Raw genomic sequence first — 13,454 nt, 5'->3', positions numbered from 1 at the left:
TTAAAACAGATTAACGACGTACAGCAATCACGCTGATTTCCACCAGCACTTCGGGCCGCGCCAGCTCGGCTTGCAGCGTGGTACGGGTCGGCGCCTTGCCAGCCGACAGCCAGGCCGACCACACCGCATTCATGGCCGCAAAATCACGCTGGATGTTTTGCACATAAATAGTGGCGTTGAGAATGTGGTCTTTGTCACTGCCTGCTTCGGCCAACAGCGCATCAATCTTGCCCAGCACTTCTTCGGTTTGCGCGGCAATGTCCTGAGTGTGCGTGGGAACTTGCCCGGACAAAAACACCAACGCCTCAAACGTCGCGGCGGCGCTCAAACGGTCATTGCTGTTAATTCGGTGAATCGTCATCGGGTGGTTCCTTGTTGTGGGTACAGATTCAAGCGGCATGGGGCGCAAGGCCCTGCATGTCGATGGAAGGTTGGCGCTGCGCGATCAATTCCGTCAGCAATCGGCCGCTGCCACAGGCCAGCGTGAAGCCCAGGGCGCCATGCCCCAGGTTGAGCCACAAGTTGCGATAGCCGCTGGCCCCCAGGATCGGCACACCCGTCGGTGTTGCAGGGCGCATGCCAGCCCATTCGATGGCGTCGCCATAGTCACCGGCCTCAGGGAAGGTGCTTTGCGCCAACTGGCGCATTTGAGCCAGGCGCTTGGGGTCCGGCGCTGCGTCGAACCCGACGATGTCGACCATCGCGGCGATACGCAACTGGTCGCCAATGCGTGCGTACACAATCTTGCGGTCGTAGTCGGTGAGGCTCACATCCGGGGCTTTTTTCACATCGGCCAAGGGCAAGGTCAGGCTGTAGCCCTTGAGCGGGTACATCGGCAGGTCCAGTCCGGGTAAGCGCAGCGCAGGGCTGTTATGGCCCGCAGCCAGTACCAGCTGACTGACCGGCAACAGGTCATGCCCCATCTCCACCGCGGTCACGGCGCCCTGATGCTGCACGAGACGCGTCACGGTTTTGCCCAACAAAAACGTGCAACGGCCAGAGGCGTGCAAGCGCGCCACCAACTGCTGACAAAACAGATGGCAATCGCCCACCTCCTCGTCCGGGGTGTAAATACCGCCGACAAAGGGAGCGCCTTGCAGACCCGGCTCCAGCGCCGCGCACTCACTGGCTGACAGCGCCTGTTGAAACGAGCTGTGGATAACCTTTTGCTGCGCCTTATCGAAGTGCGCGGGTTCACGAAAGGCCACGAGTTTGCCATTGCGCCGCCACTCGAAGCCGTCGAGCTGATCTTCTTCGCGCCACTGCTGCAAGGTGGCCTGGCTAAGCAGCGCCAAGCGCAGCAGGTGCGCACCGTTGCGCTGATTGACCGAGCCCCGGCAAGCGCCAACAAACGAGGCCAGCCAACGCCATTGAGCCGGGTCCATGCGCGGGCGAAGTTTGAGGGGCGAATCGGCGCGCAGCATCCACCCCAAGGCTTGCCACGGCACCCCGGCATCGGCCAGGGGCGCCACATAGCGATACGACAACTGGCCACCATTGGCGAAACTGGTCTGACTGCCGAGGGTGGGCTGGGCTTCGATCAGCGTCACATCAAAACCTTCGCGCACCAGCGCATACGCTGTTGCCAGCCCGATAACGCCGCCGCCGATGATGCAAACCCGCTGTGCCATGTCAGTCCTTAACCCAAAGTTATGCGGCTTTCAGATTAGGGGCAGGTGACAGGCCACGAACAATGAATAAAGATGCTCATCCCATAAACAAAGGTTATGGACGACTGCCATGCGTTTGCGACATATCGAGGTTTTTCAGGCCATCCGCCAAACTGGCTCGGTGAGTGCCGCTGCCCAGTTGCTGCACGTCTCGCAACCGGCGGTCAGCAAGGTGTTGCAGCACGCCGAATTACAACTGGGGTTTGCATTATTCCTGCGGGTACGCGGCAAACTCCAGCCCACGCCCGAAGCGCTGTTGCTGGAGCGTGAGGTTGATAAGGTCACCGAAAGCTTGCAAGGCGTGCAGCGCCTGGCCGCCAGCCTGCGCCGCGAGCCGGGGCATCGTTTGCGCATCGGCAGCACCCCGGCGCTGGCCCTGTCGCTGATGCCGCCGGTCATCAATGAATGGACCCGGCGCTACCCCGACACCCGGTGCGAACTGGCCAGCGCGCATACCCGCGAATTGGTGCAAAACCTGCTGATGCGCGAACTCGACGTCGCCCTGACCTTCAAACAACCCGATCACCCCGGCATCAAGGCGCAGGCGCTGGCCCACGGCGTGCTGGTGGCACTGGCACCACGGGATTACTGGCCCGACGCCGAGCTCGGGTTGCCGCTGGCACTGGATGAGTTGGCGAATGCACCGCTGATTGGCCTGAGCAGCGCAGACCCGCTGTTTGCGCGATTTGAACGTTACCTGCAAGCCATCGAACCGCCGCCCCGTATCGGGCTGGCGGTGCAGACCTATTCACTGGCCAGCGCCATGGTGGAATCGGGTGCCGGGCTTGCCGTGATTGACCCGTTTACCGCGTTGGGGGCATCACGCGAGCGCACCAGGATCCGGCCCCTGACACCCGCCTTGCCGATCACGCTGTACGCCCTGACCCGAGCCGACGAACCGGGCCCGCATACGCTGGAGGGATTGCTGCAATTGTTCGCGCAACACGCCAGCGAACAGTTGCAGCGTTTGTCGCTGTAGACGTACTGCCACCCCGAGGCGGGCTTTAAACCTCAAAGCCCGCCGCAGGGCGGCAGCCACTGCGCATGCAGGTGTCAGGCATTACTTCGGCAATGCGTACACCACCACCTGATCGCCCACTTGATCCTTGAGGATCGAGTTGCCCCCCGCGACGAAGGCCACGTATTGCCGGCCTTTGTATTCGTATACCGCAGGGTTGGCCACGGCGGGGGCCATGACGATGTCGGACCACAGCTCCTTGCCGTCATCCAGCGCGTAGGCACGGACTTTGGCGTCCATCGAGGCACCGATGAAGATCACGCCGCCCGCCGTCACCGCCGGGCCACCGATGGTGGGTGAGCCCATGTCTTGCGGCATGTACCAGCCCCACTGCTGAACCGCGCCCATCGGGCGACGCCACTTCACGTCGCCGGTGCGCATGTCCAGGGCCACGATTTCGCCGAACGGCGGCGCCCAGCATGGCATGCCGGCCCAGTTCTGCGCGTTCAGCAAGGACATGCCATACGGCGCGCCGATCTGCGGGTAGAAGCCGTTTTCGTTACCGGCGTCCTTGGGCTGTTTGTCGTACGCGGCGCGGTCCCACAGTTTGATCATCTGCACGATGTGCGAGGTGTTCACGATGGCCACCTGGTTGACCGGGTCAAACGCAACCCCGCCCCACTGCACGCCACCGGCACTGTCCGGGTAGGCGAGCACGCCATTGCCTTTGGTGCTCGGCGGCGAGTACATGCCGTTGTATTCCAGACCGTCCCACATCTTCGAGCACTGGCCAAAGCCAACGATGTCCGCGACTTTCCAGATCGCCGGTTTCTTGGACTGGTCCATCAACGGCGCAGGTTTGGTCGGGAACGGCTGGGTCGGTGAGTACACTTCGCCATCGGCATCGCCCTGCGGCACCGGACGCTCCTCGATCGGCCACACGTCTTCGCCGGTACGCCGGTCAACCGTGAACAGGAAGCCCATCTTGGTCGCTTGCACCAAGGCAGCCACCGGTTTGCCATTCACCGTAATGTCCATCAACGTCGGTGCCGAGTTGATGTCGTAATCCCACAGGTCATGGTGAACCCACTGACGCGACCAGACGACTTTGCCGGTGTTGATATCCAGCGCGGTGGTAGATGTGCCCAGCGGGATCGGCTTGGTGCGGTTGCCGCCCCAGTAGTTGGGCGACGGCGAGGACACCGGGATGTACAGCAAGCCCAGCGCCGGGTCGTAGGACATGGCCGTCCAGATGTTGGCCGTACCGGTTTTGCCCTCTTCTTCAGGCGGAATCGGCTTGAACTCCCATTCCAGCTCGCCGGTGCGGGCGTTCAGGGCGAACAGCGAGCCCGGTGATTCGACTTCGTATTCCCAGTCTTTGCCCGCCCAGCCCACGATCAGTTTGTCGCCAATCACGGTAGGCGGTTGCAGGACCGACAGCGGCCATTTGGCGTTGAGGGTGTTCCACTGGTTGATGTCTACGACGCCATTTTTGCCGAAGTTTTCGCACGGCTTTCCGGTGTCGGCATCGACCGCAAACAGCTGCGCCGTCATGTTGCCCAGGTACACGACTTTCTGGCAGGCCACGCCCGCTTGCGGGGTTTTCTCCTGCCAATAGGCCACGCCACGGGATTTCAACGCGGGCTGGGTTTCGGCCACCAGAGGCGACTTGGTATCAAACACCCATTTCTCTTTGCCAGTCTCGGGTTCGAGGGCAATGATTCGGTAAAACGGCGTGCCGATGTACAAGGTGTCATTGGCAAAAATCGGCGTGGCCGACCAGACAGACGGCGGGATTTTGCCGGTGCCGGTGGACATGTCCCCGGTGAAGTACTGCCAGACCTTGGTCAGGTTGCCGACGTTGTCCTTATTGATTTGCGTGAGGGGCGAATACTTTTGCGCACTCAACTGGCCGTGAAAGCTGTCCCATTCCTTGCCGTTCGGCGTCGGCAGCCTGGCGCTCTCGGCCGATACGTTCGACGGGGCCAGCAGCGGCGCGGGTACGGTGTAGGTGTCGGCCTGGGCCGTGGAAAAGCCCGCGAGCATGCACAAGGCCGGGGCGCTCAAAAGGTGTTTTTTCATTCCAGTCATGTCACGCGCTCCTGGTTGCCGGGGTGAAGGTTTCAATCACGACACCCACCGCGCCCACTGCCAGCACGGCGGCAGTCCACCACCCGTGCAAAAACAGGGCGGCGATAAAGGTCCCGATAATCCCCGCCCAACTCAAAAACAGGAGAAAGCCTCGCAGCCCGCCTGCATGGCTTTTGAGCAGTAACAGCCCGAGTACAACCATCACCAGTTCGGCAAACATCGCCGTCATCGCTCCGCCCGAGCCATCAATGCCCGACAGCGGGGTGAAGAAGCGCCACGCCGTGATGACCAGTGCCACCAGTGCCGCGACGATCAAAATATAAGCACCCACGTGACGCCTGGGCGTTGCCGCGGGTGACGCATATGCAGATGTACTCATCCCTTTCCCCTTTTCCGTTATGTACACATTGGGTATGTAAGGAAAACCCGAACGAACAGGCGCACTCAGGCCATTGCCGAAAGCACCTTCAGCCAAACGAGATTCAGTGTAGTCAACGTGTAGGGAAGCACCCACAAGGATGCAAGAAGGGTCTTACGTAGTCGCTGTTGAGGGGCGAGGCTGCATGTGCAGCCTCGCACGGCTCGTCAGCGACCAGAGGGTCTGTGCCGGGTGGTGGGGTTAATGCGCGCTGTTGGCCGCGGCGGGGGCAGGCGCATCGTGGGTCACGTGTCTGACCAGTTTGCCGATGGTCAACCCTTGGAACAGGATCGACGACAGCACCACGATGTAGGTGATACTCAGGATCAGGTCACGCTCCGGGCCCAGCGGCAACGCCAGTGCCAGAGCAACCGACACCCCGCCCCGCAGGCCGCCCCAGGTCAGGATGCGGATGGTGCCCCGGGGCACGGCGCGCCAGCGGCGCAGCAACACAATGGCCGGGGCGACGGTGAGCAGGCGCGACAGCAGAATCGCCACGGCCAACGCACTGGCAGCCAGCAAATGCAGCCACGAGAACGGCAGCAGCAACAACTCCATGCCGATCAGCGCAAACAGCAGCGCGTTGAGCATGTCATCCAGCAACTCCCAGAAACCGTCCATGTAACGACGGGTCATCTCGTTCATGGCTTTGTTACGGCCCAGATTGCCGATAATCAGACCGGCCACCACCATCGCAATCGGCGCCGACACGTGCAGCTCGCTGGCCATGGCCGAGCCGCCGATCACCAGCGCCAGGGTCAGCATGACTTCGATCTGGTACTGCTCAATGCTTTTGATCATCCGGTACACCAGATAACCGATCAGCCCGCCAAACACCACGCCGCCAATGGCTTCGTGGGCGAACATCATGGCCGTGGCGCTGACACTGGGGGTTTCGCCCAACTGGACAATGCCCAGCAACACGGTGAACACCACAACGGCGGTGCCATCATTGAACAGCGACTCGCCCACGATGGTGGTTTTCAGGGGTTTGGAGGCGTTGGCGGTCCGCAGCACACCGAGTACTGCAATCGGATCGGTGGGGGAAATCAGCGCGCCGAACAGCAGGCAGTAGAGGAAGCTGATGTGCCAGCCGAACAGGCCAAAAATCCAGTACGCCAGGCTGCCGATCACCGTGGTAGCAATCAAGACACCCACGGTGGCCAACAAACCGATCGGCCAGCGGTAGCTGCGCACGTCGTTGAAGTTAACGTGCAAGGCGCCCGCAAACAGCAAAAAGCCCAGCATCCAGTTCATGAGCAGATCGCCAAAATCGATCTGGCCGATCAACTGTTGCACGCGGTCTTCGAGGCCCGGGTAGCCGAGTACGCTCAACCCTTGCAACAGCAGGGAAAATAAAAGGGCGGTGACCATCACGCCAATCGTGGGCGGTAGGCCGATAAAACGGTAATTCACATACGTCAGCAACGACGTCAGGCAGATAAACGCAGCAACAAGCTCAAGCATCCGAGTTCCTGTGGTGGCGAGATGGAGGGAGGCCCGATCAGGCCGGGCGTTGGTTTGATGCAAAAGCCGGGTGCAGCGGCACATGGCCAAGCGTGACAAACCGACGCAACGCCCGGCCAGCATTGACCACAAAAGGCCTGCCAGGTTGCACGATCAGCCGGATTTACGGTTCTTTGTGCAAGTCGGCCAGCCAGCGCAACACTTCGGCCGTGGGCTCGATCAAATCGGCCGGAATGTACTGATCCACATGACCGCCCTGATACAACGCGCGCGCCAGCGGGATGCGCTGCAAAACCGGGATGCCTTCTTCCTCGGCGATGCGCCGCACCTGAAGCGCTTGGGCGTCGGTGTATTTGAGGGTAATCAGCGGCAACGGCGTCTCGCCCCGCACATATCGAATGCCAATGGCGATGTGCGTAGGGTTGGCGACGATGACCGACGAGCGCTGCACGTCAGCGCGCAGGTTGCTGGTCTGTAGCTCCTGGTGAAACTGCCGCCGTTTGCTCTTGATCTCGGGGCTGCCTTCCATTTCCTTGTACTCACGCTTGATCTCGTCCTTGCTCATGCGCAACTGCTTGTTGTGCTGGTAGCGCTCAAACGCATAGTCCGCGGCTGAAATCAGCACAAAGCCGACACCGCATACCAGCATCAACTGCTCAAGCATCAGGCCGATGACCGGTGCAATGCAGCCCAGGCCGCAGGCGGGCAAACGAATCAACGCGTTGAGGTTGCCCTCCAGCGTGACCCACACCAACAGCGTCAACAGCGCAACCTTGAGGGTGGACTTGAGAAACTCCACCAGGCTGCGAACCGAAAAGATCTTCTTCGCGCCTTCCACCGGGTTGATCTTTTTGAGGTCAGGCTTGATCGCGTCGCCACTGAGCAGAAAGCCGTATTGCGCCAGGTGCGAGGCGATCACCACCAGCGCAGCCACGGCCAGTATCGGCAGGCACAGGTACACCAGCTCCTGCATGAGGTTTTCCAGCACCAGCTCGAAGGCCTGGCCAAAGGGCAGGTTCAGGTAGGTGGCGGGCATCAGCATCAGGCCGCCCAAGTGTTCCATGTAGTACGACGAGGCGCCCATGAACAACGCGACCAAGGCCAGAATCAACGCCGTGGACACCACTTCACGGCTTTTGACCACCTGCCCCTTGACCCGCGCATCGCGCAGTTTCTTGGGCGTGGGCTGTTCGCTTTTTTCACCGCTCATCGCCCCTCCAGCACCGGCGTCAGTAACTGCACCGGGTCCAGCGCCAGCAACAGGCTGTCATAGGCGTGGGTCATCAGGACGTTGAGGTAAATCACCAGCAAAAAACTGGCGATGATGCTTTTGATCGGCATGGCCAGAATGAACACGTTGAGCGACGGCGCAAATCGGCTGATCAGGGCCAGTCCGAACTCTGCCAGAAACATCGCGATCAACAGCGGCGCGGCCAGCAGCACGCACAGGCTGAGCAGCTGGCTGAACTGGCTGTAGAAAAAAACCACCCATTGCTCGCCCACGTGCGGAAAAAACGTCGCCACCGGCCAGCTCACGTAGCTCTGGAACAGCGCCCCGAGCAACATCAAAAACGCGCCGCCGGAGAAAAACAACGTGATCAGGGTTTGCGTCAGCAATAACCCGGTGGGGCTGGTCTGGCTGCCCAGCGTCGGGTTCAGGGTCGAGGCAATCGAGGCGCCGCGCTGGTTGTCAATGATGAAGCCGGTGGCCTCAATCGCCCAGAACGGAATGGTCGCCACGAAGCCGATCAACAGCCCCAGCAGGATTTCCTTGCCGATCACCAGCGCCAGCTCCAGCCCCGTCAGGGTCGCAGGCAGCGTGCCGGCCACGGCCGGGTAGATGAACAGCGCTAGCGAACAGGCCACGCCGTTGCGCACCAGCCCGCCACCGAGCATCTGTTTGCTCAGGATCGGCATCACCACAAAACAGCACAGGATGCGCGGCAACAGCAGCGTGTAGGCCAGCAGCAGCTGTTGCAGGTCCTGAATGCTCATCGGACCAGCGCCACCTTATGCAGCGTCATGTCCGCGAACGTGAACAGCTCGTTGCCCATCCAGCCCGCCGTGGCAAACAAAGTCACCACCACCGCCACCAGCTTGGCGACGAAGCCCAGGGTTTGTTCCTGGATTTGCGTCAGGGCTTGCAGCAGCGACACCAGTGTCCCGACGGCGGCGGCAATCAGCACCGTGGGCAGCGACAACACCAGCACCAGCCACAGGCTCTGGCTGGTGAAGTGCAGGATGTCGGCGTTGTTCACGGCCACACCCCGTAACTGATGACCAGCCCATGGGTCAGGCGCGCCCAGCCGTCGAGCAATACAAACAGCAACAGTTTGAACGGCAGCGAAATGGTCATCGGCGACACCATCATCATCCCCATCGCCAGCAGGATGTTGGAGATGATCAGGTCGATGGCAATAAACGGCAGGTAGATCAAAAAGCCGATTTCAAACGCGCGGGTCAGCTCACTGACGGTGAACGCAGGCAGCAGGATCAGCAGGCTGTCGGGTTCCAGACGGTCGGCGTATTCGGCGGGCCAGATCTGCCGCGTGCTGTCGACGAAAAACGCGTGCTCGCGGGTCTGGATCTGACGCTTGAGAAAATCGCGGTACGGCTGCATGCCTTCATCGAGAAACAACTCGACCGATTCGGTTTTACTCAGGCTCACCTCATGGGTTTTCAGGTAGTCGCGGGTGGCGAACCCCACGGGGGCCATCACGTACACACTCAAAATAATGGCCAGCCCATACATCGCCATGTTGGGCGGGATTTGTTGCACGCCCAGCGCGTTGCGCAGCAGCGAAAACACCACCGTCATTTTGATAAACGATGTGGCCATCACCGCGATAAACGGCAACAGGGCCAGCAAGGCCAGCCCCATGATGAGGCTGAGTTCGTCCGGTAACTGAATCATGCGGCGCTGCCCGGCAACAGGCGGGTGACGCGCACCCCCAACCGATCCTGAATGCGCACCAGCTCACCGGTGCCGACGCAGCGCTGATTGGCCAGGATGCGCACCTCGCCTTCCAGCCCGCAGGCCAGATCAATCAGCGCGCCCGGCTCCAGCGCTGCCAGCGTGTGCAGGTCGAGGGTTTGACGACCCACCTCAAAACTGACCTGCACGTCGAGTTGATCGAGGCCTGCCAGGGCGTGGTCGGGGTCAGTCGGGGGCGGTGTGTGCATGGCGAGTACCTTGAGGTGAGAGTCTTCAGGAAGAACGTGCGCCCACGGGCGCCCTTCGATATGGGCCAGCAACGGGCTTTGCGCGTCGTGGTGCGCAGGCAACAGCAGCACATCGCCGGGGCAGACCGAATTCAACAGCGCGGGGGTCAGCGCCACGGGGCCCCACTGCAACGACAACACCAGCGCCACAGGCTGCATTTCGCGCAACGGCCGGGGCGCGAGCATGGCCAGCAGCGCGCCGGGATCTCCCTCAAGCCACCCCACTAACTGCTCGCTGCCACGGGACAGGCTGAGGCTCAAGCAAGGGGATCGCGCGGTCGGCACACACGGCTCGACGGCCTCCCACACCAGGCCGTTAAACGACGCCGCTTCCACTTCCAGCAACGCCAGTTGCAGGGCGGGGGGCAAACTGGCGAAAGCCGCCTCCTGCAAGCGTGGCGCCAGCCATTGCGCCAGACAGGCGCGGTGGCACAACCAGCGTAGCGGCACGCCGCGCCAGTGAACCCGCAGCGCCATATCAAGACCCGCCGGAGGATGGCTGACCGCCAATTGCGCGTGCCCGTCCTCAAACGGGTAGCGGCTGCGGCACACCGCCAGGCGTTGCTGCAACGCCCACTCCTGCGGCTCGACCGCCTTAAGTCCCAAGCCGTTCATGGCTGCGGCTCCCACTCGTCATACACACTGCGCCGCTGACGCGAGCGCTGATCGCCGTCCTGGGCATTGCTGAATGACAGGTGCACCGGTTGCTCCGGGCTGACCCGTTGCAGACGCTCCAGCAGCTCATGGCGCGCCAGTTGCAACTGCAACAGGCTGCCGGGGCTGGCCTGAATATCGACTTGTAACTGACCGTGAATCGTCACCAACTGCACCTCCACATGCCCGAGCTGCGGCAAATGCACCTGCACCACACTGGCGCTGCCGGTGGGGGTGACAGCGCACTGGATGTGCGGCTGCAACGCGCTGAGCAACTGCTGCACGTCCCGCGTCAAAACGGGGGCGGCCGGAGTGGGCTGTAAACGGGCGAGCAGCTTGTCGCCGGGGGTCATCAAGGCGGCGAACGCGTCAGGCGGGTCATCCACCAGGGGCAGATCGCGAGTCGGCTCGTCCTGAGGCGGGTCATCCTGAGCGCGGCTGTCGTTCGCAGGCGCAACCGGCGCCGCTGCGCCGTGGGAATCGACAGGGTGTACGTCACCTGCGGCGATGGACACGATGGTTTTCAACGCCTCCCGCAGCGTCAGCGGTGCGGCGGTGAGCGGCTGGGTATCGCCTTCAGGCTTGACGTGCTTCGCCGGTTCGGCAGCGACGGCAGCGGTGTGAAAGGGCGGTATCTGCGCCGGTTGTTGGGCTGCAAAAGGGAGGCTAACGCCCTCGGGCATGACGTCTCTGGCAGGTTCGGCAGGTTCGGCAGCGTCCGCAACGGTATTTAACGTGTCGATGGCAGGGTGTCGGGCAGGCAGTTGCGCGGCGGTGAGGGGCTGAGCATGATCGTGCGTCTTGGCGTGTACCGCTGCAGGTTCGCAGCCCTCGGCAACGTCGACAGCAGGTTTTAAGGTCTCCATCGCACGCACGGGCGGGCGCTGCGCCCTGTCCTCGACATTGAACGCTTCTGCGGCGTGCTGCCTGTGCTGTTCGTCGGCCGGGGGCGCAGGTGTCGCCTGGGGTTCAGGCCCTCTGAGCAACTGGGCGAACGCGTGATGAGCCTGTTGAAAGGATCTGCCCAGCGCCGACAGCGTCGGGCGCAACGGTGTCGGCACGTTCACTCGCGGTGCAAGCAGTGCCTGTTCAAAGTGCTGTTGCAGCGCTTTTTCAGGGGGCATCGGGGTTGGCGCCTCACCCGGCAGCGAAGGTTCGACCGGGCTGATGCGGGTCATGACATCACGTCCGGACGACGGAATTCATCGAGTTCCATTTCTTCTTTCAACTCATTCATGTGGCGTTCTTCGTCCAGTGCATGGCGGCTCAATTCGGTGAATTTTTCCACCTGTTGCTGCGCGTCCAGCAGCTTGCGCTGGCTCAAGCGCCACAACTCGCGCTCTTGCACCAGCACATGCGTGCGCTCGGCAATCGCTTGTTCGAGGCGGGCTTCTTCTTCACGCAACAGGGCCACCTGTTGTTGCCACCGCTCCAGTTTCTGCCGGTTGAACGGCTGCTCCTTGCACTGCTCGAACAGGCGCGCTTCCTCGGCCTGACGCCACTGTTGGTACTGCTGATGCTCGGTCACGCTCAGGGCCTGGGCGTGTCGGCAGGCCTGTACCCGCAGTTGATGGCGATGTTGTTCCTGCTCCGCCCGCCGGGCGCGCAAGGACTTGATGGTTAACAGCGTGTGCAAGGTCACTGGGCAAGGGCCTCCAGTTGGGCAAGGCTGTGCGGCAAGTTGCTGAGTTCGTGAGTCCCCTGACGCAACCAGTCCCGGATCGCAGGCATCTTGTCGATGGCGCGGTCGGCAATCGGGTCCTGGCCTTTCTGGTACTCACCGATCTTGAGCAGCAATTCCACTTCTTCGTATTTGGCCATCCACTCGCGCACCTGACTGGCCGCGTGCCGATGACTGGGGGTCACAATCTGGTTCATCACCCGGCTCACCGAGCGCAACACATCGATGGCCGGGTAGTGATTGGCCGCCGCCAGCTTGCGCGACAGGATGATGTGCCCGTCGAGGATCGAGCGGGTTTCATCGGCCACCGGCTCGGTCATGTCGTCGCCCTCCACCAGCACCGTGTACAGCGCGGTGATCGAGCCGGTGTCCGATTGCCCGGCGCGCTCCATCAACCGCGGCAAGGCGGCAAACACGGACGGTGGATAGCCACGGCGCGTGGGCGGTTCGCCCGCTGCCAGACCGATCTCCCGTTGGGCACGGGCAAAGCGGGTGACCGAGTCCATCAGCAGCAACACCCGCTTGCCCTGATCGCGAAAGTACTCCGCGATGCTGGTCGCCACGAAGCCCGCCTTGGCCCGTTCCATGGCGGGCCGGTCGGAGGTCGCCACCACCAGCACCGAACGCCGCAGGCCCTCTTCGCCCAGGTCGGACTCAATGAATTCGCGCACTTCGCGCCCGCGCTCACCCACCAGCGCGAGTACGATCACGTCCACTTCAGCGTTACGCATCAGCGTCGCCAGCAACGTGCTTTTGCCGCCGCCCGCCGCTGCAAAAATCCCCATGCGCTGGCCTTCGCCGCAACACAACAGCCCGTCCAGGGTGCGCACGCCCAATGAAATCGGGCGGGTAATCAGCTGGCGGCTCATGGGCGCGGGCGCGTCGCGATACACCGGATACCAGGCGGCCGGTTCGCCCAAGGGTCCGCCTTGCAAAGGCTGACCCAAGCCATCGAGCACCTGCCCGAGCAAATGTTCGCCCACGCCCACTTGGTGCATGGTGCCGGTCGGGCTGACCTCGGTGTTTGAGGAAATCCCGTGCATTTCTCCCAGCGGTGTCAGCAACGCCTGATGCTGCTGAAAACCAATGACCTCCGCCATCAATGACAACGAATGGTCCGGGTTGCGCAGGTGACACAACTCGCCAATGCGCACGCCCGGCACCACGGCCTTGAGCAACGTGCCGGTGACTTGCGTCACCCGGCCACGGATCTGAATCAGCCGGCATTGTTCAATGACGTGCTGCATCTGATCGGCGATGGGGTCAAAAGAGAGGGGCATGGTCGGCTTGGGT

14 protein-coding genes are annotated in these 13,454 nt (G+C 62.1%); 1 reads left to right on the top strand and 13 read right to left on the bottom strand.

Annotation, left to right across the window (positions count from 1 at the left end; genetic code table 11):
- Positions 1-10: 10 nt before the first annotated feature.
- Both BKD70_RS04385 and BKD70_RS04380 read right to left on the bottom strand, forming a co-directional pair.
- The gene (locus tag BKD70_RS04385; RefSeq protein ID WP_047278234.1) at positions 11-361 is read right to left on the bottom strand and encodes a RidA family protein; all 351 of its coding nucleotides are present in this window, start codon (positions 359-361) and stop codon (positions 11-13) included.
- Between the two features lie 28 nt (positions 362-389).
- Positions 390-1,631, bottom strand: coding sequence for a D-amino acid dehydrogenase (locus BKD70_RS04380; protein ID WP_047278236.1), 1,242 nt, complete (start codon positions 1,629-1,631; stop codon positions 390-392).
- A gap of 109 nt (positions 1,632-1,740) precedes the next feature.
- Between BKD70_RS04380 and BKD70_RS04375 the strand changes: the two genes are divergently transcribed.
- The gene (locus tag BKD70_RS04375; RefSeq protein WP_047278239.1) at positions 1,741-2,649 is read left to right on the top strand and encodes a LysR family transcriptional regulator; all 909 of its coding nucleotides are present in this window, start codon (positions 1,741-1,743) and stop codon (positions 2,647-2,649) included.
- Positions 2,650-2,730: 81 nt separating this feature from the next.
- Here BKD70_RS04375 and BKD70_RS04370 read toward each other — a convergent pair whose 3' ends face one another.
- The 11 genes from BKD70_RS04370 to sctN all read right to left on the bottom strand — a co-directional run bounded on the left by BKD70_RS04370 (position 2,731) and on the right by sctN (position 13,441).
- Positions 2,731-4,719 carry a pyrroloquinoline quinone-dependent dehydrogenase gene (locus BKD70_RS04370; protein ID WP_047278242.1) on the bottom strand — a complete coding sequence of 663 codons (1,989 nt, stop codon included), beginning with the start codon at positions 4,717-4,719 and terminating at the stop codon, positions 2,731-2,733.
- 1 nt (position 4,720) lies between these two features.
- The gene (locus BKD70_RS04365; RefSeq protein WP_047278243.1) at positions 4,721-5,098 is read right to left on the bottom strand and encodes a hypothetical protein; all 378 of its coding nucleotides are present in this window, start codon (positions 5,096-5,098) and stop codon (positions 4,721-4,723) included.
- A gap of 240 nt (positions 5,099-5,338) precedes the next feature.
- Positions 5,339-6,604 carry a sodium:proton antiporter gene (locus tag BKD70_RS04360; protein ID WP_047278245.1) on the bottom strand — a complete coding sequence of 422 codons (1,266 nt, stop codon included), beginning with the start codon at positions 6,602-6,604 and terminating at the stop codon, positions 5,339-5,341.
- 163 nt (positions 6,605-6,767) lie between these two features.
- The gene (gene sctU / locus BKD70_RS04355) at positions 6,768-7,814 is read right to left on the bottom strand and encodes a type III secretion system export apparatus subunit SctU (protein ID WP_047278247.1); all 1,047 of its coding nucleotides are present in this window, start codon (positions 7,812-7,814) and stop codon (positions 6,768-6,770) included.
- Positions 7,811-8,599, bottom strand: coding sequence for a type III secretion system export apparatus subunit SctT (gene sctT / locus BKD70_RS04350; RefSeq protein WP_047278249.1), 789 nt, complete (start codon positions 8,597-8,599; stop codon positions 7,811-7,813). The genes sctU and sctT overlap by 4 nt, the downstream gene beginning before the upstream one ends.
- Positions 8,596-8,862 (bottom strand): type III secretion system export apparatus subunit SctS, encoded by a 267-nt coding sequence (gene sctS, locus BKD70_RS04345; RefSeq protein WP_047279175.1) that lies wholly within the window; start codon positions 8,860-8,862, stop codon positions 8,596-8,598. Before sctS ends, sctT begins: the two co-directional genes overlap by 4 nt.
- Positions 8,859-9,518 carry a type III secretion system export apparatus subunit SctR gene (gene sctR, locus BKD70_RS04340; protein ID WP_047278251.1) on the bottom strand — a complete coding sequence of 220 codons (660 nt, stop codon included), beginning with the start codon at positions 9,516-9,518 and terminating at the stop codon, positions 8,859-8,861. The genes sctS and sctR overlap by 4 nt, the downstream gene beginning before the upstream one ends.
- A complete protein-coding gene (gene sctQ, locus BKD70_RS04335) occupies positions 9,515-10,441 on the bottom strand; it encodes a type III secretion system cytoplasmic ring protein SctQ (RefSeq protein ID WP_047278253.1) in 927 nt (308 codons plus the stop codon). Before sctQ ends, sctR begins: the two co-directional genes overlap by 4 nt.
- Positions 10,438-11,658, bottom strand: coding sequence for a type III secretion system needle length determinant (locus BKD70_RS24990; protein ID WP_169859485.1), 1,221 nt, complete (start codon positions 11,656-11,658; stop codon positions 10,438-10,440). The genes sctQ and BKD70_RS24990 overlap by 4 nt, the downstream gene beginning before the upstream one ends.
- The gene (locus BKD70_RS04325; RefSeq protein ID WP_047278255.1) at positions 11,655-12,122 is read right to left on the bottom strand and encodes a YscO family type III secretion system apparatus protein; all 468 of its coding nucleotides are present in this window, start codon (positions 12,120-12,122) and stop codon (positions 11,655-11,657) included. Before BKD70_RS04325 ends, BKD70_RS24990 begins: the two co-directional genes overlap by 4 nt.
- Positions 12,119-13,441 (bottom strand): type III secretion system ATPase SctN, encoded by a 1,323-nt coding sequence (gene sctN, locus BKD70_RS04320; RefSeq protein ID WP_047279179.1) that lies wholly within the window; start codon positions 13,439-13,441, stop codon positions 12,119-12,121. Before sctN ends, BKD70_RS04325 begins: the two co-directional genes overlap by 4 nt.
- Between the last annotated feature and the right edge of the window lie 13 nt (positions 13,442-13,454).

Origin of the sequence: Pseudomonas sp. BS-2016 (assembly GCF_001806145.1) — a bacterium.
Lineage (GTDB): Bacteria > Pseudomonadota > Gammaproteobacteria > Pseudomonadales > Pseudomonadaceae > Aquipseudomonas > Aquipseudomonas lundensis.
The sequence above is the reverse complement of the archived record's forward strand: the minus strand, read 5'-3'. Positions and strand labels throughout refer to the sequence as shown.